Annotated in this window: 18 protein-coding genes and 1 pseudogene; 14 read left to right on the forward strand and 5 right to left on the reverse strand. The window is 41.1% G+C overall.

The features are described from left to right. Window positions 1-40 precede the first annotated feature (40 nt). Both CCS90_RS11490 and CCS90_RS15220 read left to right on the forward strand, forming a co-directional pair. Window positions 41-1,708 carry a glutamine--tRNA ligase/YqeY domain fusion protein gene (locus CCS90_RS11490; protein ID WP_099019691.1) on the forward strand — a complete coding sequence of 556 codons (1,668 nt, stop codon included), beginning with the start codon at window positions 41-43 and terminating at the stop codon, window positions 1,706-1,708. Window positions 1,709-1,806: 98 nt separating this feature from the next. Next, window positions 1,807-2,010 (forward strand): annotated as a pseudogene (locus CCS90_RS15220) (NnrS family protein); the annotation flags it as partial. 95 nt (window positions 2,011-2,105) lie between these two features. Here the strand turns inward: CCS90_RS15220 and CCS90_RS11500 are convergent. The 5 genes from CCS90_RS11500 to CCS90_RS11520 all read right to left on the reverse strand — a co-directional run bounded on the left by CCS90_RS11500 (window position 2,106) and on the right by CCS90_RS11520 (window position 7,431). Next, window positions 2,106-2,906: a DUF1338 domain-containing protein gene (locus tag CCS90_RS11500; protein WP_099019693.1), complete on the reverse strand. Its 801-nt coding sequence runs from the start codon at window positions 2,904-2,906 to the stop codon at window positions 2,106-2,108. A 138-nt stretch (window positions 2,907-3,044) separates the two neighbouring features. Further along, window positions 3,045-4,442, reverse strand: a complete 1,398-nt coding sequence (asnS, locus tag CCS90_RS11505; RefSeq protein ID WP_099019694.1) for an asparagine--tRNA ligase — start codon at window positions 4,440-4,442, stop codon at window positions 3,045-3,047. Between the two features lie 64 nt (window positions 4,443-4,506). Next, window positions 4,507-6,006: an aminotransferase class III-fold pyridoxal phosphate-dependent enzyme gene (locus tag CCS90_RS11510; RefSeq protein WP_099019695.1), complete on the reverse strand. Its 1,500-nt coding sequence runs from the start codon at window positions 6,004-6,006 to the stop codon at window positions 4,507-4,509. Window positions 6,007-6,133: 127 nt separating this feature from the next. Next, complete coding sequence (locus CCS90_RS11515) at window positions 6,134-6,838, reverse strand: UDP-2,3-diacylglucosamine diphosphatase (RefSeq protein ID WP_099019696.1); 705 nt, start codon at window positions 6,836-6,838, stop codon at window positions 6,134-6,136. Beyond that, window positions 6,838-7,431: a peptidylprolyl isomerase gene (locus CCS90_RS11520; RefSeq protein WP_099019697.1), complete on the reverse strand. Its 594-nt coding sequence runs from the start codon at window positions 7,429-7,431 to the stop codon at window positions 6,838-6,840. Before CCS90_RS11520 ends, CCS90_RS11515 begins: the two co-directional genes overlap by 1 nt. Window positions 7,432-7,627: 196 nt before the next feature. On the opposite strand from CCS90_RS11520, the gene purT reads away from it, so the two are divergent. The 12 genes from purT (at window position 7,628) to hflC (ending at window position 22,020) form a co-directional block, all read left to right on the forward strand. Then, window positions 7,628-8,818 carry a formate-dependent phosphoribosylglycinamide formyltransferase gene (gene purT / locus CCS90_RS11525; RefSeq protein ID WP_099019698.1) on the forward strand — a complete coding sequence of 397 codons (1,191 nt, stop codon included), beginning with the start codon at window positions 7,628-7,630 and terminating at the stop codon, window positions 8,816-8,818. Window position 8,819: 1 nt separating this feature from the next. After that, window positions 8,820-10,946, forward strand: a complete 2,127-nt coding sequence (gene rlmKL, locus CCS90_RS11530; protein WP_162846882.1) for a bifunctional 23S rRNA (guanine(2069)-N(7))-methyltransferase RlmK/23S rRNA (guanine(2445)-N(2))-methyltransferase RlmL — start codon at window positions 8,820-8,822, stop codon at window positions 10,944-10,946. Window positions 10,947-11,125: 179 nt separating this feature from the next. Continuing rightward, a complete protein-coding gene (locus tag CCS90_RS11535) occupies window positions 11,126-11,530 on the forward strand; it encodes a MerR family transcriptional regulator (protein WP_099019700.1) in 405 nt (134 codons plus the stop codon). Window positions 11,531-11,585: 55 nt separating this feature from the next. After that, complete coding sequence (locus tag CCS90_RS15225) at window positions 11,586-11,930, forward strand: mercuric transporter MerT family protein (protein ID WP_099019701.1); 345 nt, start codon at window positions 11,586-11,588, stop codon at window positions 11,928-11,930. Between the two features lie 18 nt (window positions 11,931-11,948). Further along, a complete protein-coding gene (locus CCS90_RS11545; RefSeq protein ID WP_099019702.1) occupies window positions 11,949-12,242 on the forward strand; it encodes a cation transporter in 294 nt (97 codons plus the stop codon). A 7-nt stretch (window positions 12,243-12,249) separates the two neighbouring features. Continuing rightward, on the forward strand, window positions 12,250-12,468 hold the full coding sequence (locus tag CCS90_RS15175; protein ID WP_099019703.1) for a GDCCVxC domain-containing (seleno)protein: 219 nt from the start codon (window positions 12,250-12,252) through the stop codon (window positions 12,466-12,468). Between the two features lie 222 nt (window positions 12,469-12,690). After that, window positions 12,691-13,566 (forward strand): mechanosensitive ion channel family protein, encoded by an 876-nt coding sequence (locus CCS90_RS11555; protein ID WP_099019704.1) that lies wholly within the window; start codon window positions 12,691-12,693, stop codon window positions 13,564-13,566. Further along, complete coding sequence (locus CCS90_RS11560; protein ID WP_099019705.1) at window positions 13,566-14,519, forward strand: CorA family divalent cation transporter; 954 nt, start codon at window positions 13,566-13,568, stop codon at window positions 14,517-14,519. Before CCS90_RS11555 ends, CCS90_RS11560 begins: the two co-directional genes overlap by 1 nt. 6 nt (window positions 14,520-14,525) lie before the next feature. After that, window positions 14,526-16,265 (forward strand): autotransporter assembly complex protein TamA, encoded by a 1,740-nt coding sequence (locus CCS90_RS11565; RefSeq protein WP_099019706.1) that lies wholly within the window; start codon window positions 14,526-14,528, stop codon window positions 16,263-16,265. A gap of 2 nt (window positions 16,266-16,267) precedes the next feature. Further along, window positions 16,268-19,819, forward strand: coding sequence for a translocation/assembly module TamB domain-containing protein (locus tag CCS90_RS11570; RefSeq protein ID WP_180236527.1), 3,552 nt, complete (start codon window positions 16,268-16,270; stop codon window positions 19,817-19,819). A 177-nt stretch (window positions 19,820-19,996) separates the two neighbouring features. Continuing rightward, window positions 19,997-21,067, forward strand: a complete 1,071-nt coding sequence (hflK, locus tag CCS90_RS11575) for an FtsH protease activity modulator HflK (protein WP_099019747.1) — start codon at window positions 19,997-19,999, stop codon at window positions 21,065-21,067. After that, window positions 21,064-22,020, forward strand: coding sequence for a protease modulator HflC (hflC, locus tag CCS90_RS11580; protein WP_099019708.1), 957 nt, complete (start codon window positions 21,064-21,066; stop codon window positions 22,018-22,020). Before hflK ends, hflC begins: the two co-directional genes overlap by 4 nt. Window positions 22,021-22,048 lie beyond the last annotated feature (28 nt).

Genomic DNA, 22,048 nt, shown 5'->3' on the forward strand with positions numbered 1-22,048 from the left:
AAATACAGCACTTACTATTATCCCAAGATCTGAAATTTTCATGACAGAAAAAAACGTAACTGAAAACTTCATCACGCACATCATTGATGAAGATTTAACCCAAAAAAAACATGACCACATTGTGACCAGGTTCCCACCAGAACCCAATGGTTATTTACACATTGGACATGCCAAGTCTATTTGTTTGAATTTTGGCGTGGCAGCTGATTACCAAGGCACATGTCACCTTAGGTTTGATGACACCAATCCGGAAAAAGAAAGCAAGGAATATGCAGAGTCTATTCAGCGAGACATCAAATGGTTGGGATTTGATTGGAAAAATAAAAAATTCCATGCTTCAGATTATTTTGGCCAGTTGTATGCTTATGCAGAACAACTGATTGAAAAAGGTTTGGCCTATGTGGATGATCAAACGCCTGAAGAAATTCGCGAAAATCGTGGTGATTTTAACCGTCCCGGAATTGAAAGCCCGTACAGAAACCGCACTGTTGAAGAAAACCTGGCTCAATTCAGAGCCATGAAAGCAGGTGAATTTTCTGATGGCAGCAAAGTATTGCGAGCCAAAATTGACATGCAATCAGGAAACATCAATATGCGTGATCCGGTGATTTACCGAATCAAGCGCATGCATCACATCAATACAGGTGATGAATGGTGTATTTACCCCATGTATGACTTTACCCATTGTATTTCTGATGCCATAGAAGGCATCACACATTCTTTGTGTACCCTAGAGTTTGAAGATCACAGGCCATTGTATGATTGGGTCATTGATCACATTGATATTGCTTGCCACCCTCAACAAATTGAATTTTCTAGACTGAATGTTTCTTACACCATCACTTCAAAAAGAAGGTTGAGTCAATTGGTTGAGCAAGGCGTGGTAGATGGCTGGAATGACCCGCGAATGTCAACGATTTCGGGATTAAGAAGGCGTGGCTATCCACCAGCGGCCATCAGAGAGTTCGTTAAGACTGTGGGTGTCAGCAAAAAGGAATCAGTTATATCAATGACAGTGTTGGAGGATGTGATTCGAAATAACTTGAATAAAACAGCACCACGCGTGATGGGGGTTTTGAACCCATTGAAAGTGGTGATTGAAAATTACCCAGAAGATCAAGTTGAAATGTTGGTAGGGTCAAACCATCCACAAGATGAATCTTATGGTAGTAGAGAGATTCCATTCAGCCGAGTCATTTATGTTGAACAAGATGATTACAAAGAAAATGCCAATCGCAAATTTTTCCGTTTAACTGAGGGCAGGGAAGTCAGGTTACGTCATGCTTATTACATCACTTGTCATGAAGCCATCAAAGACGAAGCTGGCAATGTCATTGAACTGCGTTGTAGTTATGATCCTGAAAGTCGTGGAGGTACTGCAGACGGCCGCAAAGTCAAAGGCACCATCCATTGGATTTCAGCCGCTCATGCAGAGCCAATTGAAGTGCGGTTGTATGATCGATTGTTTAATCACCCCAATCCGGCATCATTGGATAATTTTATGGATGCAGTCAACCCAGATTCATTGAAAATTTTACCCAATGCTTTACTGGAACCTGGAATTGCAGCTCAAGAGGCTGATGTGGTGTATCAATTTGAGCGCAACGCTTATTTTAAACGAGACAAAACCCACGAAACCAGCAAGCCTGTTTTTAATCAAGTGGTCACCATGCGTGATTCATGGGCTAAATTAGAACAGCAAGATTAATCATCCAAGCTTAACCAGGTGTTTACATTTTTTGTAAGCACCTTTTACATTATTAACAGGCTGTACTGTGGCTTGTTGTTTAATGAAGAAATTTACACCAACCACCCCAAATACTCGGGTATTGTTTCTGTTTATTGGTTTTATCCGCTACAAGCAGGGTGGTATTGCCGCTGTTGGATGTCATCGCTTACTTAAATGTGATTTTGCTTTCTGGTAGTTTATGGATAGGGGCCTATGCCCTGTTTGTAGTGAGGTATTTACCTATTTGGTTGAAGCCTCGGGTTGATGGCAAGCCTGGTTAATACATTGATACAAGTCAGTCTTTGATTGATGAAAATCAGATGCTGCAGGTAAAAAGGAACCGAGTCATTCAGTTCCTATTTATTGAAATAGCAAGTTACATGCTGTTGGTACTTTCAAAAATTTTGTCGGCCGATGCGGCGATGAATCCTTGGTATAATTTTCCTGATTCAGTGGGATATCGTTTGGCAAACTCATAAAAACAACTGGGAATCAAATGATTGACATCACTGAATTCTAAATTCACCATTGGTGCCATGGTTGAGGATTGTTCCAACAGTTGCTGTGGCGTGCCTTTGATCAAACCACCTGATTCATTCATCGCAAATCCATTGTCCAAGATAAATTGATTCAATGATTGAATGTCAAAGAAAGTGGTTAAATGATTGATTGAAACGGTGAAGTGATTGGCTCGGTAGCCAAAAGCTGCAGTCCAAGCCGCGTATTCACTTTCTTGTAATAGGCGAATGTACTCATCAAAAGTTAAATTCCAAGGTCTTCCTGTATAAAGAAAGTCCTCATCAAACACTTCAGCAGCATCAACTTGATCATCAATTTTTTGCACGATAGCTTGTAACTCATCAGAAAACGATTCGGTGATTAACTCACTGATAAAAATTTTAGGGTGGTTAGGATTTTCTTTGTGTTCAAAATGATAGGCATTCAACTGCTTGGCCGTGAAATCGTAACTGCCACGGTTTTCATAACCCATGTTTTCAAAAATTGTAGACAAGCGATCAATGCCCAATTTTTCAGTATTAAAGGTTCGCAGCGCCACATGATCATTTACCACGGTTTCACCACGAGCTTGAAGCAGTGCATGAATGGCATGGGCCTGAGGGTTGATGTCGGTGTATTGTTGCCACAAGTGGTCAAAAAATGTTTCTACAGATTGCATGGGGTTATCATGGTTGAAATCGTGTGCATTATAAAGAATAAATGATAGAGTATTTAGTCTAAGGCATAAAAAAAAAGACAGTTTCAGCTAAAAAAAAGGGTGGCCAATGCCACCCCTTTCGACCTTATTCAGGTTTAATCAGAATTTAGCAGAACCTGGTGTTCTGGGAAATGCAATCACATCCCTGACGTTTGAAAGGCCCGTAACATAACTGACCAATCTTTCAAAACCTGCACCAAAGCCAGCATGTGGTACCGTTCCATAACGCCTTAAGTCAGTGTACCATTTGTATTCAGCTGGATCTAAATTGTGCTGTTCCATTCTTTTTAATAGGTAATCCAAACGTTCTTCACGCTGTGCACCACCCATGATTTCACCAATACCAGGAACCAAAACATCCATGGCAGCCACGGTTTTACCATCGTCATTCATGCGCATATAAAAAGGTTTGATTTCTTCAGGGTAATTCATCACAACAATGGGTTTCTTGAAATGTTGTTCAGTTAAAAAGCGTTCGTGCTCAGTTTGTAAGTCCAAGCCCCATTCAACTGGGTAATCAAACTTTCGACCCGAGGCTTTAAGTATTTCTAAGGCGTCTGCATAATTAACCCTTTCAAAAGTATCGTCACTGAGTGTTTCCAACCTTTGTATGGCAGTTTTATCAACAAAACCGTTGAAAAACTTCATGTCATCCATGTTGTTTTCTAACACTTTTTTGATTAAAAACTTCAGGAAATCTTCGCCCAATTGAGCCACATCGTTTAAATCTGCAAATGCCACTTCTGGTTCAATCATCCAAAACTCGGCTAAATGCCTTTGGGTGTGTGAATTTTCAGCTCTGAAAGTAGGGCCGAAGGTGTACACTTTACTTAAAGCACAGGCATAGGTTTCTGCGTTCAATTGACCTGAAACTGTTAAGTATGATTCCTTACCAAAAAAGTCTTGTGAGTAATCTATTTCGCCTTTGTCTGTTTTCGGTAAATTCATCATGTCTAAGGTTGAAACCCTGAACAAATCTCCCGCGCCTTCACAATCGCTGGCAGTAATGATCGGTGTATGTAACCAAAAATAACCATTCTGGCTAAAGTATTGGTGTACTGCTTGTGCCATGGTATTGCGTACCCGAATCATGGCACTGAACGTATTGGTGCGTGGTCTTAAGTGAGCCACTTCACGCAAGAATTCCATGGTGTGTCGTTTCGGCTGAACAGGGTAAGTGTCAGGGTTTTCAACCCACCCAACCACTTCAACAGATTTGGCATGAATTTCAAACTTCTGGCCTTTACCACCTGATTCCACCAAATCACCTTGAACAATCACTGAACAACCAGTGAATAGTTTTAAGATGTCATCGTAATTATCAAGCTCATTATTGGCCACCACTTGGATACCGTCAAAACAAGAGCCATCATGAACCACCAAGAAGGAGAATCCACCTTTGGAATCTCGGGTGGTTCTGATCCATCCTTTGATTTCTACCGCCGTGCCAGTCTCAACGGTGTCATTGAGTAAACTTTTAATTGAGTGCGTTTGCATTAAAAACTCCTTAAAAAAGCCACTGCTAAAAAGTGGCTTTTAATGTATTGATGATTAAATGGTTTCAACTTGCCTTGTCTAGCGAGTGGGCTCTGGGGCCATGAATCAAAGCATGTTCAACACCCTCAACAATCAAATCAACCTCAGCTTCTGTGATGTTGAAATGTGGGGTAAAGCGCAATGAATTTTCACCGCCATGAATAACACCTAAACCGTTGTAACGCAGGAATTCTTCGATGCTGTTTTTACCATATGCCTTGAATTCAGGATCCAATTCGCAGGAGAACAACAATCCAGTGCCTTGAACATTGGTGATTTCACCGTTCATTTTTTGTTGCAAAGCTTTGAGTTTGGTCACGAATAATTGACCCATTTCGCGGATGTTGTTTTTAGTTTCTTCTGTTAAATGAGACAAAACGGTGTATGCCACATCCAACGCTTTGGGGTTGGCTGTCATGGTATTGCCGTAAATACCCACCACATAAAGACTGGCGGCTTTTTCATTCAAGGCCAATACTGACATGGGGTAATGTCCTGCATTCATGGCTTTCGAATAAGTTTCCATGTCTGGCGCTGGTAAGTTTTCAAAACCAGGATAGTCACATATCGACAAACAACCTTGTGCTCGTAAACCAGCTTGGATTGAATCAACCAAGAATAATGTTCCGTTTTGTTCCGTCAACGCCCTGGCTGTGGCATAAAATTCTGGAGTAATCGCCATACCTGGATTGCCTTCACCCATCACCGGCTCCATGAAAAACGATTCAATGAACTCATTGTTATTGGCCGCATCATCAAAAGCTTGTTTCAAAGCTTCGATGTCATTGATCGGCACAGTAATTAAGTTGTTTCTGCCTTGGAAAGAAGCCAAATTCTTTTTATATGATTTCAGCGACGAATCAGAGTATTGGGCTGGACGATCAGTTCTGCCATGAAATGCGCCTTCAAGAGCCATGATTTTTACGGTTTTCCCATAATTATCACCACCCATACCGGTTTGTTTTTTCGCACTGACATCTGAAATTCTAGAAGCCACTGTAACTGCTTCAGATCCAGAGTTCATACAGATGAACTTGGTGAATGGACATTCATCACGGCCTTTACCAATTTCTTTTTTCAGTAAATCAGACAATCTTTTTTGATAATAGCTTGGTGTCATGATATTAGCCATGACATGTGGTTTGGCCATGGTTTCAAGCACGTGATCAGCTGCGTGGCCGGCACCCAACATGCCATAACCACCATTATCATGTAATACGGCACCTTTGAGGGTAATGACCCAGGCACCTTTACCTGCCAAAGCCACATAAGGGTTTACGGCGTCTGCAGCATAAAAATTGATGAAATCTGCATGGATGAATTCCAATTGATCTTGCTCATCCATATCAATTAATTCTGGATACAAAGTTTTGACGTTTTCAAATTCTTCGGTCGCTGAATTAATGGCTGTGACCAAACTCTCATCACAAGCAATGAATTTTTTTACATTTTCATCACTCAAACCTTTGGTTATTACATCGCCTTTTGCACTTCTTAATTGAAGCAATTGATTAAATACGGTCATTCTCAATCTCTGATTAAATTATATGGCCGAGATTTTATCATGAATCGACATTAAACCCAATCACCTGTAGACAGATTAGCTTGACTTAAACCTCAGTAAAACAAAGGAATGGCGTTAACCAATTTAATTAATGATTAATCAACTGAAAACCAGCTTCATCCACAGCCAAATAACTGGTTTGGTGATGCCAATCTCCCAACACTATGCGTGTGTATGATTGGTTTTGATGAACAGCAGGTCGGTGGGTGTGTCCATGTATGATGGTTTTGACTTGGTGCTTTTTATACAATGAATCAATGGCTGCTGTATTGACATCCATAATTTCTGTTGATGAACTTTGGGTGTGCTGCTGACTTTGTTCTCTGGCCTGTTGAGCAAACGCAATCCTTTGTTCAATGGGCAAACTTAAGAACTCTTTTTGCCAGGAGGAGTCTCTGAACATTGACCGGACTTTTTGATAGGGCAAATCATCTGTGCATTCTGCATCACCATGTACCAACAGCACCGATTGTCCCATTAATTGAATCACATGAGGTTCTTCAATTATTTTCATACCACATGAAGTGGCAAATTGCTCACCCAATAAAAAATCCCTGTTGCCTGCCATAAAATAAACAGCAATCCCGGACTGGGTTAATGACTTCAGTTCTCGCTGGACAGTTTGAGCCGTTTTGTCCAAAGCATCATCTCCCAACCAGTATTCAAAAAAATCACCCAAAATATACAAAGCCCGTGCGTCTCGGGCTTTGTTTTTACAGAAGTTTATAAAGGATTTGCTGGTGTGTGGTTGTTGGTCACACAGGTGTAAATCTGAAATAAAAAATGTGGTCATTAATCAACTGAATCAGTCGCAGGTAAACGGTCAATTACTTCAACCGACTTAATAACTACATTGGTAATTGGCACGTCTTTTCTGAAAGGCATTTTACCCGCCGTTGGCGTGAATCTGATTTCATCAACCACATCCATACCTCGAACCACTTGACCGAAAACAGCATAGCCCCAAGTGTTGGTGTTTTGTTCGCCGGTAAAATTCAAGGCAGCATTGTCCTGAACATTAATAAAGAATTGAGCTGTGGCAGAATGGGGGTCAGGCAGTCTGGCCATTGAGATGGTGCCACGCAGGTTTTTCAAACCATTGTTGGCTTCATTTTCAATGGGGTCTTTGGTTGGTTTGCGTTCTAAATCTTCTGTGAAACCACCACCTTGGATCATAAAAGTGCTGATGACTCGGTGAAATATGGTGCCATTATAAAACCCTTCGTTGGCATAACTCAGGAAGTTTTTTACAGAATTAGGCGCTTTGTCATCGGCCAGTTGAAGGTAAATATCCCCTTCAGTGGTTGCCATTTTAACCAATGTATTTTGGCCCAGTATCTGAGTGCTGGATAAAGCCAGAATTATAAAGAGTACAGATTTTTTCATACATTCCTCAAGGCATATTAATAAAAAGCAACATGATAACTTGATAGCCAAGTTATTTCCAGTTTGCTCAATGAAAGTCGTTCACTTCGGTCATGATAGACCTTGAAAATTCGTCAATGTTTCAATTCATTATGACTTTACTGAACTTCATTGATGATATAATGCCGAATCGATAAATTCACACTTAAAATATAACATGGAACATTTGTTTTGCCCCGAACGAACTGAACCCATCAAGATGATGTTACTGGGATCTGGAGAACTTGGTAAAGAAGTCGTCATTGAAGCCCAAAGACTGGGATTACATGTCATTGCAGCCGATAGATATCCCAATGCACCAGCCATGCATGTGGCCGATGAAGCCGTGGTGGTCGATATGACTGACGGTAAAGAATTGAGAAAAGTGATTGAATCGGTTAAACCTGAATTGATTGTGCCTGAAATTGAAGCCATAGCAACCAAAGAACTTTGTGAGCTCGAAAAAGAAGGTTTCCACGTGGTACCAACAGCCAATGCCGCTCGTCTAACCATGGATCGTGAAGGCATCAGAAATTTAGCCGCTGAAGAATTAGAAATAAACACCAGCTCATATGCCTTTGTAGATGATTATGACGCATTTGTTAAAGCGGTTAATCAAGTTGGCATTCCTTGTGTGGTTAAGCCAGTTATGAGTTCATCAGGCAAAGGTCAGTCAACCATTCAAGATGAAAGCGACATCGATAAAGCGTGGGACTATTCACAAAGTGGTGGTCGCACAGGTGCAGGACGAGTTATTGTTGAAGGGTTCGTTAAGTTTGATTATGAAATAACCTTATTGACCATCCGACACAAAGACGGCACTTCATTTTGTGAACCGATTGGCCATCGTCAAGAAGATGGCGATTATCAGGAGTCTTGGCAGCCACAACCCATGACTGATGTTTCCATGGCCAAAGCCAAAGAAATTGCAAAAAAAATAACCGATGCCTTGGGTGGTTATGGATTGTTTGGCGTGGAGCTTTTTGTTCGTGGAGATGAAGTGATTTTTTCCGAAGTATCGCCCAGGCCACATGACACTGGAATGGTCACCATGATCTCACAAGATTTGAGTCAGTTTGCATTACACGTCAGAGCCATCTTAGGCCTGCCCATTCCTACCATTGAACAAAATGGCCCCTCAGCTTCACATGTCATTGTTGGCAAAGGAACGGGTAAAAACCCGACATTCAGTCATGTTGACCAAGCGCTGACTCAGCGTGGCACTCAAGTGCGCTTATTTGGGAAACCAGAAATCAATGGTAAGCGGCGTTTGGGTGTGTGTTTGGCCACTGCACGGTCATTGAATGCTGCCAGAAAGAAAACAGCTGATATGGCTGATATTATTCAAGTACACATCAATCAGAATTAAAATGAATGAATTAAATGCCTTTGTTTCCTGCCCCAAACACTTGGAACTTTTACTCAAAGATGAACTGTTGTCTGTGGGTGCGACAGCAGTTGCGGAAGGTTTGGCTGGCGTCCACTTAACTGCCTCCGCAGATGTGATGTTGCAAGCAGTGATGTGGTCTCGGTTGGCCAATCGCATTTACATCAAATTGAATTCGGCCATATGTGCCAACAAAAAGGATTTGTACAACGCAGTGATGGGGATAGACTGGGCCAAACAGTGCCAAGAAATTCCAAGAACAGTTTCGATTAAATTCAATGGTACCAATAAAGAATTAAAAAACACCCACTTTTCATCACAAGTCACCAAAGACGCCATATGCGACCAATTGAATGATGAGTTTGGAATCAGACCCAAAGTGGTCAAGTCCGATGGTCATTTAAGTGTATACATGCGGATTAAATTCAAGCAAGTTGATATTTACCAAGACATCACTGGACACAGCCTGCACCAGCGCGGATACCGGGGTACCAACACACTGGCACCGTTAAAAGAAAACTTGGCTGCTGCTGTATTAATCAGGGCAGGGTGGCCTGAAGCGGCTAAAAACAGTCATAATTTGATTGATCCCATGTGTGGATCAGGTACTTTATTGACTGAGGGCTGGCAGATGGCTTGTGACATAGCCCCCAATTTGAATTTAAAAAGTCATGCCTTGTTTTCATGGATCCACTTTGACAGCCACAAATGGACACAAATGATGCTAGATGCCGAATCACGCGCAGCGCAAGGGATGGAAAACTTCAAAGGCCAAATGATAGGCGTCGACCACCATAAAGATTCCATCAGCCAAGCCAATGATAACTTGGCAAACATGCCTCACAATAAGCGCATCAGTTTTCAATACCAAACATTGGATAAATTCAGAATCCCACCACGCAACAATGTGATTGTGTGTAATCCACCTTATGGGGTGCGCTTACAAAAAAATTATTTGTCTAGCTGGATTCAACTGAAAGATTGGCTGAAAAGCAAAGTCAATGATGCCAAGGCAGCGGTATTGACTCCAGATGAGGCCAAGGGCTGGTTGTTGGGTTTTCGTGGTACAGGATCCTATGCTTTATTGAATGGTAATATCCCCATTCAACTGCGTTTGTTCGATGTCAACAAAGACAGTCAACTTAATGTACCAGAAGGTCAATTGTTTGCTTTGCCGGCTTCAGCACAGATGCTGGCCAATAGGTTAAAGAAGAATCAAAACAACTTGAATCATTGGTTGGAAACAGCAGGTATAGAAGCTTACAGGCTGTATGATGCTGATTTGCCTGAATATGCGGTGGCCATAGATTGTTACCAAAACCACGTGCATATCCAAGAATACAAAGCACCTAAAACCATTGAACCGAAAAAAGCTTTGGCCCATTTGAACCAAGTGATGTTGGCAGTGCAATCGGTGATTCAGCCTAAGACCGAAAAAATTCACCTTAAAACCCGCCAAATACAAAAAGACAATGATCAATACGATAAATTCAATGATGAAGAAGACCGCTTCGTTATCAATGAACAAGGGCGAAAATATTTGGTCGATTTGGAACAGTATTTAGATACGGGCTTATTTCTTGACCACCGGTGGCTAAGGCATGAGATTGAGCAGTGTTCGACCAATAAAAGGGTATTGAATTTATTCAGTTACACCGGAGCCATTTCAGTGGCAGCGGCCAAAGGCAATGCAGCGGCAGTCACCAGCGTGGACACTTCTAAAACTTATCAAAAGTGGGCAGAAGAAAATTTTGCGCTCAATGGGTTAAGAAATCGCCAACATGAATTTATCCGTGCTGATGTCATGACTTTTTTACAACGATCAAAAGCCGAATATGACGTCATCATTGCTGATCCACCCACATTCTCAAATTCGCACTCAAGAGAAGAAGACTGGGAAGTGCAAAAAGACCATTCTGATTTGATTAACGCTTGTATGAATTTATTGTCGTCGGAGGGTGTTTTATACTTCTCTAACAACTTCAGGAAATTTGTTTTAGATTCTGATATCAAAGAAAAATACAATATTGAAGATGTGACCAAAGAGAGTTTTGACCCAGATTTTAAAGGCTCTAAAATTCACCAATGTTATCGTATTAAACACAAGTGAATTGTCGGATGATTAAGCCGCACAAGCGAATCTTGAATACCTCAAAAGATAAATACTTGCGACCGTACTGAGGTACGAATTGATTTTAAATTGTAGTTAAAAATTTTGATGCAAGTTTAGATGTAAACATAAGTTTATACCATACATGCACAATATGGCTTTTTCGAGAGACAATCAACATGACCAATAATCCTTCATTGACAATTGGCAAACTAGCTAAACTGGCTGGGGTGAATGTAGAAACCATCCGATATTATCAACGCATAAAACTGATCAAAGAGCCGATTAAACCCATCTCTGGTTTTCGACAGTATGAACCCACTTTTGTTAATACCATTAAATTCATCAAACGTGCACAACAACTTGGATTTGCTCTTGCTGAAATCAAATCGCTTTTGCACCTAGGTGAAAGCAATTGTCATGATGTGAAAACATTGGCCATAGAAAAAAGGCAAAAAATTGAAGCACAATTATTAGGTTTGACCGCAATAAAAACTGGGTTGGATGAAATGATTGATGCCTGCAATGAAACAGAAAATACAAATCACTGTGCACTGATTGAATCATTGGTAAATTCACCTTGACTCTGTAGCTAACTACGGAGTTTACAATAGGGCTTTATCAACTGTTTAAAGATTCATGACCACTCATAAAAAAACCTTAATTACAGCAGGTTTTGCGGCCATCGGGGCCAGCGCTTGTTGTATTGGCCCATTGCTCTTACTCAGCCTAGGTGTCAGTGGTACCTGGATCAGTTCATTAACGGCCATGGAGCCATACAGTCTATATTTTATCTTTATTACAGTCTGTTTATTATGTTGGGTGTTTTATAAGCTTTATATTACTCAAGAAAAATGTAATGAGGAAAACATCTGTGCAGATAGGAAGGTGCTAAGAAACCAAAGAATTATTTTTTGGATTGTCAGCTGTATATTACTGAGCATGATTACCTTCCAATATTATGCCCAATACATCATTGATTGAATCCAAAGGAGCTACAAAATGAATAAACAAAAAGTATTTACAGTCATGGTATTAATTTACATATTAATAACGTCAACTGGCGCAATGGCAGCCAATCAAGTAGTCGCATTAACTATTGATAACATGACATGTAAAATGTGTGACATCACGGTCAGAAAGGCCATAGAAAATGTTGATGGAGTGATTGATGCCACTGTCGATTTTGAAAGTAAATCAGCATTGGTCAATTTCGACCCAGATAAAACATCAATAGACTTGATTGTAAAGGCCGCAACCCTGTCTGGATATCCTGCCCAAATCAAACCAGAGTAATAACTTCATGCAAAAAAAACTCTATCTAGAATCAACCATCACCTGCCCACATTGCAAGCAAGCAAAAAATGAAATCATGCCATCAGATGCTTGCCAATGGTTTTATGAATGCTCATTTTGTGAGGCTGTGCTAGAGCCAAACAAAGGTGATTGCTGTGTTTATTGTTCCTTTGGGACGGTAAAATGCCCTCCGATACAATTGGGTTTGTCTTGCTGTTCAAGCTAACACTCACAAAAGTCATGGATTAATCAAGTTTTTCAATAAAAAAACTCAAATCATAAAAGCACATACAGCAAGATCGTCAATTCAGAACTAATATTTGAAATTAGGCCAATCAGAAAATTGTCAAAAATTTTCATCAACTGAGGGTAAACCTGCTCAGCTAACTAGCTATAATTTCAACTATTAATAACTATTATTTAATCTGGTTTGGCCTATAATTAATCCATGTTAGATTTTCTCAACAACACGGCATTTACCCTCGGAGACAAGCAAGTCATCACTTGGCTACAGGTTGTTTATTCATTCACTTTTGTGGTTGTTTCTTGGTTTGTGAGTCGCTTAATGGCTTTTTTAATTGTCAGGAAATTACTCAGTAAAACCCGCATCAGTCAAGACAGCAAGGCCATCATTCAGCGCATCATTTTCTTTTCTATGGTGGTACTGGTTATCTTGTCGGTGTTGACCTATTTGGGTATACCTTTAGCCACTTTTGCATTCATTTCAGGAGCCGTCGCCATTGGTTTTGGCTTTGGTGCCAAAACCATCATTGAAAACTTTCTCAGTGGATGGATTTTGATGTCAGAAAAACCCATCAGAATGGGTGATGTGATTGAAATGGATGGTTACCTCGGAGTGATCATTGAAATTGGTAACCGATCGACCCAAATCAGGCGCAATGATGGCGCACAAATCATTGTACCTAATAGCCAAGTTTTAGAATCAAAATTAATCAATTGGACGCTCAATGATCCGTATATCAGAACTTCTGTTCGTGTGGGTGTGGCTTATGGTTCTGACGTTGAATTGGTTAAAGATCAACTGATGCGTGTAGTTACCGATCATCATTTGGTACAAGATGATCCTGGACCGGTGGTGGTGTTTGAGGATTTTGGAGACAACTCCCTGGTTTTTGATGCCTTCTTTTGGATTTCAGTCAAATCAGGCAAAGAACCCAGATTGGTTCGCAGTGAAATTCGCTGTGCCATTGAACAAGCATTTAACAATCACAATATAGTGGTGGCTTATCCACAAAGAGATGTACATGTTAATTTTACCGATCCCAGTCAGCTGTCCAAGATGAAAAAGAACGAGAAGCCCTGATGAATCCAACTAAAATAACCACTTATTACCTCAATGGAAAAGGCGGTGCCAGCGAAACTGTTGACAATGCGAATGACCAACAGGTGGTATGGCATCACTTGAAGTACACCGATAAAACAGCCCGAAACTGGATTAAAAAAAGAAGTGATCTTTCTGATCAGGCACGGATGACCTTATTAAACAGTGAGACCCGACCCAGGGCACAAGTGAACGACAATGAGTTGTTGTTGTGTTTGCGTGGAATCAATTTCAATGACAATGAGCACCCTGAAGACATGATTTCAATCCGCCTCTGGATGAACAAACAAACGGTCATCACCAGCTCAAATCATGGCAGCCAATCCGTACGCAACATCAGGTCAGAATTTGATCAAAATCACGGTCCAAAAAACACTGAACAATTGCTGGTTACACTGATTGAAAACCTGGCTAAATTAACCGATGATTTTGTGGACAAAATGGATCAAAAAATCGACTCAGCTGAAGATCAAATTGATGAAAGCAAGTTAACTGAGTTCAATCCACAAATGAATCAATTGAGGCGACAAATTGCCAACATACGACGCTATTTACTGCCTCAAAAAGAAGCCCTTGAAAAATTGTATCGATATAAGTCACCTTTGTTCAGTGAAAGCTTCTATGAACAGGTTTTTGTTTATGCTGATAAATTCATGCAACTGATTGAAAACCTTGATTTAATGCGTGAACGGGCTTTGATGTTACAAGAGCATTTCATGGCCAACATCAGCCACCAACAAAACAGTCGCTTGTATTTGCTGGCTATTATCTCGGTTATTTTCCTGCCATTGACGTTCTTGTCTGGTCTTTTTGGCATGAACGTTGCTGGTATGCCTGGCCTAGAGGATCACAAAGCATTTTGGTACATCATTATTTTCAGTCTCAGCCTAACGGTTTTATTGTTGGTCTGGTTCAAAAAAAGCCGCTGGTTTTAATGACTCATGAAAATTAATTTTAATAAACCATTGAATTGGATAATAATGATGTGGGTGTTGGTTTTGCTGTCTATGACCAGTCACGCCATGAGTTATAAAGTGGAGGTCAGCAATGACCGCATCAAGGACAATGTGTTGGCGTTTTTGGAAACAAAAACCTATGACTGTATGGCCATCACCTCGACCATCAGCCGACAATATCAAGATTTACTGAGTTTGGTACAATCGGCAGCGCAACCCTTTGGGTATTTCAATACAGAGGTCAAAGTACAAGCACCTCCGCAAGCAAACTGTGAAACCATCACGCTTAACATCAATTTGGGACCATTAACCATCATCAATCAATCAAACATTCAATTAATCGAAAACGATGATAAAGACTTTATCCAATTGATAAGCCAACATGAATTACAAAGTGGCCAGCCATTGAAACAACTTAAATATGAACGATTGAAAGCACAGTTGCTTGATGTGGCCAATGAAAAGTTTTACTTAGATGCCAGTTTTACCAGTCAAAAAATCGATGCCTATCCCGAAAAAAACCAAGCTGACATCAGTTTGTTGTTTAAACCAGGTCCAAGATACAAAATCAGTCATGTAAAAATTGAAATTGATGAGCCATTTTTAACTGTCGATTTGATTAACAAAATGATCAACCTCAAAGCTGATCAATACATCACCCAAAGTCAGCTGTACCAACTAAAACAAAAACTGAATTCATATGGATATTTCAATCAAGTGTTGTTTGATATCGATGAATCAGCCAAGGACAATGCGACCGTTCCACTGACCATCAAGGTAACGCCGGCGGCGAAATACGACTATTCTGTTGGCTTCGGCTATTCTACAGACCGTGGCGCCAAAGCATCGTTTAAGTATAACAACCACCGCATCAATGACCGTGGACACCAGTTCAACAGCCACCTTAACCTGTCACAACTGAGCAATGAGATGGCCACTGCTTATAAAATTCCATCAAGTGAAAGGCCAGCATCTAAATGGTACAACATTCAACTGGGGTATCGAGACGAACAAACCGATAATGTAGACAGTCAAACCTCAAAACTCGGTTTCAGTGAAACCCGCATTCACAACAACAGGTGGCAGAACATCAATTTCATCGATATTTTGCATGAAACATTTGATACGGGAGTTGAGCAGGGCGAATCCTTGTTGGTGGTTCCGGGTATCAGTTGGTCATTAACCGATGCAGACAGCTTGGCTCGTCCATCACGGGGATTCAAAATACAAACTGAACTTAAAGGGGCTTCTGAGGATGTGCTGTCAGACGCCTCTTTTGCTCAATTAACGCTGTCAGGTAAATTCATCCATTCCCTGGGTGATTCCAACCGACTGTTGTATCGAGCTCAGTTTGGTGCCACCGCCAGCAGTGATTTTGATGAAATGCCTACCACCTATCGTTTTTTCGCAGGTGGTGATCAAAGTATCAGAGGGTTTGATTATGAAAGTATTTCTCCCTTTAATGCCTCTGGTGATTTGGCCGGTGGCAAACACTTGGCCGTGGGCAGCATTGAATTTGAACACCAATTTGCCCCCCAATGGGCTGTGGCGGCGTTTACCGATTTCGGTGATGCCTTTTCCAGTCAATTTGATTTTAAATACAGCGTTGGCGCTGGGGTTCGATGGTTTTCACCCATAGGGCCCGTTCGTGTCGATGTGGGTGTTCCATTGAACCAAGACTCCACAGATTTCCGGTTACATGTGACCATAGGGCCTGACTTATGAATGTGGCCCAGACAATAAAAAATGTGGTCAAATACCTGTTGTACCTGATTTTGTTGGTGGTGTTATTTTTGTACTTGTTGTTAATTTATGTTATCAACAGTGAGTCAGGCAGCCATTGGGCCATTAGGCATGCCATCAATTTTGCGGATATTGATTTGACTTATGACAGTATGGGTGGAAAGATATCAAATGGTCTTGTTATAAACAACTTGAGATATAAAGACCAAACTATTGATATAAAAGTAAATAATATAGAATATAAATCCAAATGGAATTGGTTGAATCGACATATAACACTCAGTGAAGTCGAGATTGATGGCGTCACTATAACGCCATTAAAAGCCACAGAAGCGCAAAATGAAAGTCAGCCTTTCAGTGGTGTTGAGTTGCCTTTAACCATCGACCTCAAACAATCCACATTGCGTCAACTAACCTTGGTTTCAAACGAAGCCAGCAATACGTTCGATTTGATTGAGTTGTCTGCATTGATTGAACCCCAAACAGCAACAATCAACAGCTTAAACATTCAAGCCGCTGATTATGGTTTAAGTCAAACGGGAACTTTGGATTACAGCCAAGGTTTGGCATTTTTGCTTGATGCACAGTGGTACAGTCATCTCGATGGTCAACAATTGGATGGCAGTGGTCCGATTGAAGGTGACCTTGAACGCATAAAGTTCAAGCAAACAATGAAAGTCGAATCAACACAGCTGCAGGGCGAGTTTGCATTGCAAGGTCAGGTGAACAACTTACAGCTTAAGCCTGAATTTGATCTACAAATCAATGCAGCCGATTTAAATCTCATGCTTAATCAACAAAGTTTCAGTTTCAAGGATGTAGCTGCTGAGTTGCGTGGAGATTTGGACGACTATCACTTGGTATTGAATGCAGAGGTTAGCCCAAATACCATCAACAACCTTAATTTACCTGCCAGTCAAATCAAACTCCAAGCATCCGGTAACAGCGAAAAAATTGCCACTGAATTGGCTCAAATCACAACACCTGAAGGATTGATAGATTTACAAGCTACCATTGATTGGAGCAAGCAACTACACATCCAGAGTCAACTTAAACTCACACAATTTAATCCCCAACAATTACTACAAGCTTGGCCTGGAATGATTGATGGCACCATTGACTTGGATTTGACATTGACCGAACAAGGACTGATTCTAAGCACCCAAAACAATTCATTAACGGGGCAACTCAAAGGACAAGTATTTGCATTAACAGGTTCAGCCAATTATGCCAGTGATACCTTTGTAGCAGAGCAGTTAAGTATTGAACTGGGCGCAAACCATGTCTTGCTCAATGGGACAGTTAATGAACAAACCGTGGCGATGAATGCAGTGGTGGACTGGGTTGATTTGAGTGTCATAGATGATGCATTAAGGGGTCAACTTGTGGGTTCAGTAGAAGTTTCAGGTCATTATACTGAGCCTGAAATAAAAACCACTTTAAACGGCCAACAAATCACTTATGCTGACTACCAAGTAAACACCTTGACCATCAACAGCCAAGGTCAATGGAATAAAAATTTGGTCACTGTAATCACAGCCGAAAATGCCACTTTGGCTGGACAGTTATTTGAGCACATAACAGTGAATCAAACGGGCTGGCTGGCTGACCATGAAGTTGAATTGATGCTGGAAAACAATGAAGTCAACAGTCGTTTGAACTTCACCGGACAATATGACAACCAAGCATCAAACAAACAAGCCATTTGGCAAGGACAAATCAACAGCCATGAATTGACCGTTGATACCGATAAAACAATCAAATTACAGGCGCCCATTGCCATCAAAATCGCCGATCGCATCAGTATTGCGGCAGGGTGTTGGCAAGGTGTGGAAGCCGGAACCCTGTGTGTGGAACTCAATGACATCAATCAAACAGACGATAACTACCAAGGATCTTTGACGCTGGATGCATTCAGTTTAAAACCCCTGCAAGTGTTTTTGCCAGACAACATCAAGCTTAACGGTAAGTTACAAGGGGTTTCAGCCTTTCAGTACCATACCGATGATTTTAATATTGAATCCAAAGTATCAATGATTGGTGGAGAAATTTTGGTCCAAAATGAGCAAGAAACGGTGTATCAATCAAGCATTAAAGTGTTTGAAATTAGCGCCAAGACCACCCATCAAAATGTAGACATAACCATCAATACTGAATTGGCTGATGACAGCACACTGAAACTTCAAGCCAGGCTTGAAAACCCCAATAACCAAGGGTGGCTGATCGACTCAACCATTGAAGGCATGTTTTACAGCACTGAATTGATTAAAAACATGTCTGATGAAATCAAAGAATTAGCAGGACAAATTAAGATTGGTGGTTCAATCAATGGTCCCTTAGTCAAACCCAACATCCAATTAAATTTAAGCCAGCCTGATGGTTATTTGGTGTTAACTCGTCTGGGAACACTGATAGAAAATTTACAACTTAACATTGGCACCGAATGCATCCAACAACCTGTATACACCATCGAACTTTCTGGCAACAATTTAGCCAGTCTGAATCAAGGTCAAATAGCATCTAGCGGAAAACTGAAATTAAGCCCCGATAAACAATGGCAGTACTCGGGCGACATCACAGGTGAAAATTTTATGTTGTTAAACTTACCTGAAGCCAAGTTCAACATCACCCCAGCATTGACCATCAAAGCCACCCACAAAACCATGGATGTAACGGGCGATTTGACCATTGATTCCGGACATGTCACGATCAATCAATTGCCCCCCAGTAGCATCAGTAACTCAAACGACTTGGAAATCCATACCACAGCATCAGAAACTGTCAGTAAGTACCCAATTAGCATGAATATCAATGCCAAAATCAAAGATCCGATCAAACTGGATGTGATTGGCTTGAATGCAGGCTTAATGGGTTCCATACAATTGGTACAGCAGCAAAGCCAATCCTTGGCAGGGAAGGGAACATTGACATTGAGTGATGGCAGTTATGAAATATATGGACAAAAGCTGGATATCAGCCAAGGTGAGCTGTTATTCACCGGCCCACTTGATAATCCCAGGTTAAATGTCAAAGCCAGTAGAAAATCGATTTCAGGCGATGTCATCGCTGGTGTTGAACTGGGCGGAACAGTTAACAACTTACAATCCAACCTGTTTTCTGAACCCAGTTTGTCTGACATTGAAAAACTGTCTTACATCATGACAGGTCGTGGCATTGATAATTCAGGCAGCTTAAATGGCGAACAATTGAAACAAGCGGCCATTGTTATGGGGCTGAACCAAAGCAGTCCGATTTTCAATCAAATTCAAAGCCAATTTGGTATTGATGTTTTGACCCTACGAGAATCAGCAGTCGCGGCAGACACGGTGGTTGAAGCAGGTAAGAAAATCAATGACAAGCTTTATGTCTCGTACAACCAGGGCTTGTTCAATCGATTGGGCTTTTGGATGCTCAAATACCGCATCAATCAATTTCTAAACCTTGAAACAACGCAAGGTGAAGACCAATCAATTGAATTGGTTTATACCAGAAAAGCTGAAATCAAAAAATCCAAAAAAACCAAGACCGAACAATAGTTTCGAATACTTCGAGCTTCAGAACAGTGCACTTACATAACAACAAATAGAATGCTGTAAACCGCAAAGATTAATAAAGCAGATAACTCGTTGCATTAAACACAGGTGCCCCAATATCTAAAGGATGACAAAAATCTTTTGTCACCCACCGGACGCATCAAACATGCTGCACAAATTATGAGTAATACTCGCCCCCCAAGAAACGCTTGGGATCCTAACAATGACTTTCCCTCAGGCCTTAACGACATCATCAACAAAGGGCTTTCATTTTTTAAAAAACCATCAGCAGATGGAAATCCCAGAAACATCTTCATCATCATTGTTTTGTTGTTGCTTGGTGTGGCTGCTTGGAGTTCAATTTATACCATCCCCAGCGACTCCGTTGCTGTGGTTCAAAGGTTTGGTAAATATTTGAAAGAAGTTCCTTCTGGCCTGCATTTGAAATTACCATTTGGTATAGATTCGGCGTTGATTGTGCCGGTAAAACGCCAATTAAAACAAGAATTCGGTTTCAAAACACCAGGTGCCACTGATCCTTATCAGAGCGCGCCTGGTAACAATGGGCATCAAGAAACACAAATGGTCACAGGTGACCTCAATGCGGCATTGGTTGAGTGGGTGGTGCAGTACCGAGTGTCTGACCCGTCCAAGTTTTTGTTTGAGGTTCGTAACCCAAGTCAAACATTGCGCTATGTTTCAGAGTCAGTGATGCGCGAAGTGGTCGGTGACAGAACTGTGGACGAAGTGATTACCATTGGCCGACAAGAAATTGAATCCGAAGCGTTGATAAAAATGCAAACGCTGTCTACCAAATACGCCATGGGCATCAGTATTGATCAGGTACAGTTGAAGAACATCAATCCACCCAGACCGGTACAAGAATCATTCAATGAAGTGAATCAAGCCCAGCAAGAAAAAGAAAAGTTGATTAATGAAGCCAGGCGCGATTACAACAAAGTCATTCCATTGGCTTTGGGTGAAAAAGACCAACGCATCCGTGAAGCTGATGGGTACCGATTAAAACGCATCAATGAAGCTGAAGGTGATGTGGCACGATTCAATGCACTGTTAACTGAATACAGCAAAGCGCCCCAAGTGACTCGTCGCAGGATTTACCTGGAGACCATGGAAAAAGTGTTACCCAACATCAAATCCAAAGTCATTATTGATACCGCGACCAATAATATTTTACCCCTGCTTAATTTGGATTCTGGCAGCATCACGATGAAACAAGGAGCACAAAAATGAAAGCTGTGGTATTTATCATTCTTACAATCATACTACTGGTATCGCTGAAACAAGCACTTTATACCGTCAATGAAGTAGAACAAGTCATCATCACCCAATTTGGCAAACCCGTTGGCACTCCTGTTACTGACGCTGGTCTGCATGTAAAAGTCCCTTTTATCCAAGAAGTTAATGCCATCGACAAAAGGATTTTAGAATGGGATGGTGCGCCTTCTGATATGCCGACCAAAGACAAGTTGTATATTTCAGTAGATCTTTTTGCTCGTTGGAGAATCACCGACCCCCTGCAATATTTTTTGCGACTCCGAGACGAACGCAGCGCTCAATCCAGGTTGGATGATATTTTGGGCAGTGAAACCCGCAATGCAGTTGCCAAGCATGAGCTGATTGAAATCATCAGGACCACCAAAGACCGAGTCCCTATGCGTGACGTGTTATTGAATGAAGCTGAACGTGATGCCGATATGGGAAATTTAGTGCCCATTCAAAAAGGTCGTCAGTTGGTTGAAGAAGAAATATTCTCAGCGGCTGCGGAGAAAGTTCAAGTGTTTGGCATCGAATTGCTTGATATTCGTTTTAAACGGATCAATTACAACGAAAGTGTCAGGCCTAAAATTTACGACAGAATGATCAGTGAACGTCGGCAAATAGCAGAACGCTTTCTTTCAGAGGGTAATGGTGAAGCAGCCAGAATTCGCGGAAATCGTGTCCGTGAACTTAATAAAATTCAATCAGAAGCTTACCGAGAAGTCGAAGAAATTAGGGGGTTAGCAGATGCCAAGGCGACTGAAATATATGCCCAAGCCTACAATAAAAACCAACAATCTGTAGACCTTTATGAGTTCACCAGAACCATGCAAGCTTACCCATTGATTATTTCAAATAATTCATCGCTGGTACTGTCAACCGACAGTGATTTGTTCAAATTCCTCAATGGGATTGAAGCACAATGAAAAACCTGGTTTTAAAACACATTGCAGC

Source organism: Marinicella litoralis, assembly GCF_002591915.1.
In the GTDB taxonomy this organism is placed as follows: domain Bacteria; phylum Pseudomonadota; class Gammaproteobacteria; order Xanthomonadales; family Marinicellaceae; genus Marinicella; species Marinicella litoralis.

What these genes read in the sequence shown, in the direction of transcription:
- CCS90_RS11555 (WP_099019704.1), top strand. Translation starts at nt 12,691, where the DNA reads ATGTTAGATTTTCTCAACAACACGGCATTTACCCTCGGAGACAAGCAA.
- CCS90_RS11515 (WP_099019696.1), bottom strand. Translation starts at nt 6,838, where the DNA reads ATGACCACATTTTTTATTTCAGATTTACACCTGTGTGACCAACAACCA.
- purT (WP_099019698.1), top strand. Translation starts at nt 7,628, where the DNA reads ATGGAACATTTGTTTTGCCCCGAACGAACTGAACCCATCAAGATGATG.
- asnS (WP_099019694.1), bottom strand. Translation starts at nt 4,442, where the DNA reads ATGCAAACGCACTCAATTAAAAGTTTACTCAATGACACCGTTGAGACT.
- CCS90_RS15175 (WP_099019703.1), top strand. Translation starts at nt 12,250, where the DNA reads ATGCAAAAAAAACTCTATCTAGAATCAACCATCACCTGCCCACATTGC.
- hflC (WP_099019708.1), top strand. Translation starts at nt 21,064, where the DNA reads ATGAAAGCTGTGGTATTTATCATTCTTACAATCATACTACTGGTATCG.
- CCS90_RS15225 (WP_099019701.1), top strand. Translation starts at nt 11,586, where the DNA reads ATGACCACTCATAAAAAAACCTTAATTACAGCAGGTTTTGCGGCCATC.
- rlmKL (WP_162846882.1), top strand. Translation starts at nt 8,820, where the DNA reads ATGAATGAATTAAATGCCTTTGTTTCCTGCCCCAAACACTTGGAACTT.
- hflK (WP_099019747.1), top strand. Translation starts at nt 19,997, where the DNA reads ATGAGTAATACTCGCCCCCCAAGAAACGCTTGGGATCCTAACAATGAC.
- CCS90_RS11535 (WP_099019700.1), top strand. Translation starts at nt 11,126, where the DNA reads ATGACCAATAATCCTTCATTGACAATTGGCAAACTAGCTAAACTGGCT.
- CCS90_RS11565 (WP_099019706.1), top strand. Translation starts at nt 14,526, where the DNA reads ATGAAAATTAATTTTAATAAACCATTGAATTGGATAATAATGATGTGG.
- CCS90_RS11545 (WP_099019702.1), top strand. Translation starts at nt 11,949, where the DNA reads ATGAATAAACAAAAAGTATTTACAGTCATGGTATTAATTTACATATTA.
- CCS90_RS11560 (WP_099019705.1), top strand. Translation starts at nt 13,566, where the DNA reads ATGAATCCAACTAAAATAACCACTTATTACCTCAATGGAAAAGGCGGT.
- CCS90_RS11500 (WP_099019693.1), bottom strand. Translation starts at nt 2,906, where the DNA reads ATGCAATCTGTAGAAACATTTTTTGACCACTTGTGGCAACAATACACC.
- CCS90_RS11510 (WP_099019695.1), bottom strand. Translation starts at nt 6,006, where the DNA reads ATGACCGTATTTAATCAATTGCTTCAATTAAGAAGTGCAAAAGGCGAT.
- CCS90_RS11490 (WP_099019691.1), top strand. Translation starts at nt 41, where the DNA reads ATGACAGAAAAAAACGTAACTGAAAACTTCATCACGCACATCATTGAT.
- CCS90_RS11520 (WP_099019697.1), bottom strand. Translation starts at nt 7,431, where the DNA reads ATGAAAAAATCTGTACTCTTTATAATTCTGGCTTTATCCAGCACTCAG.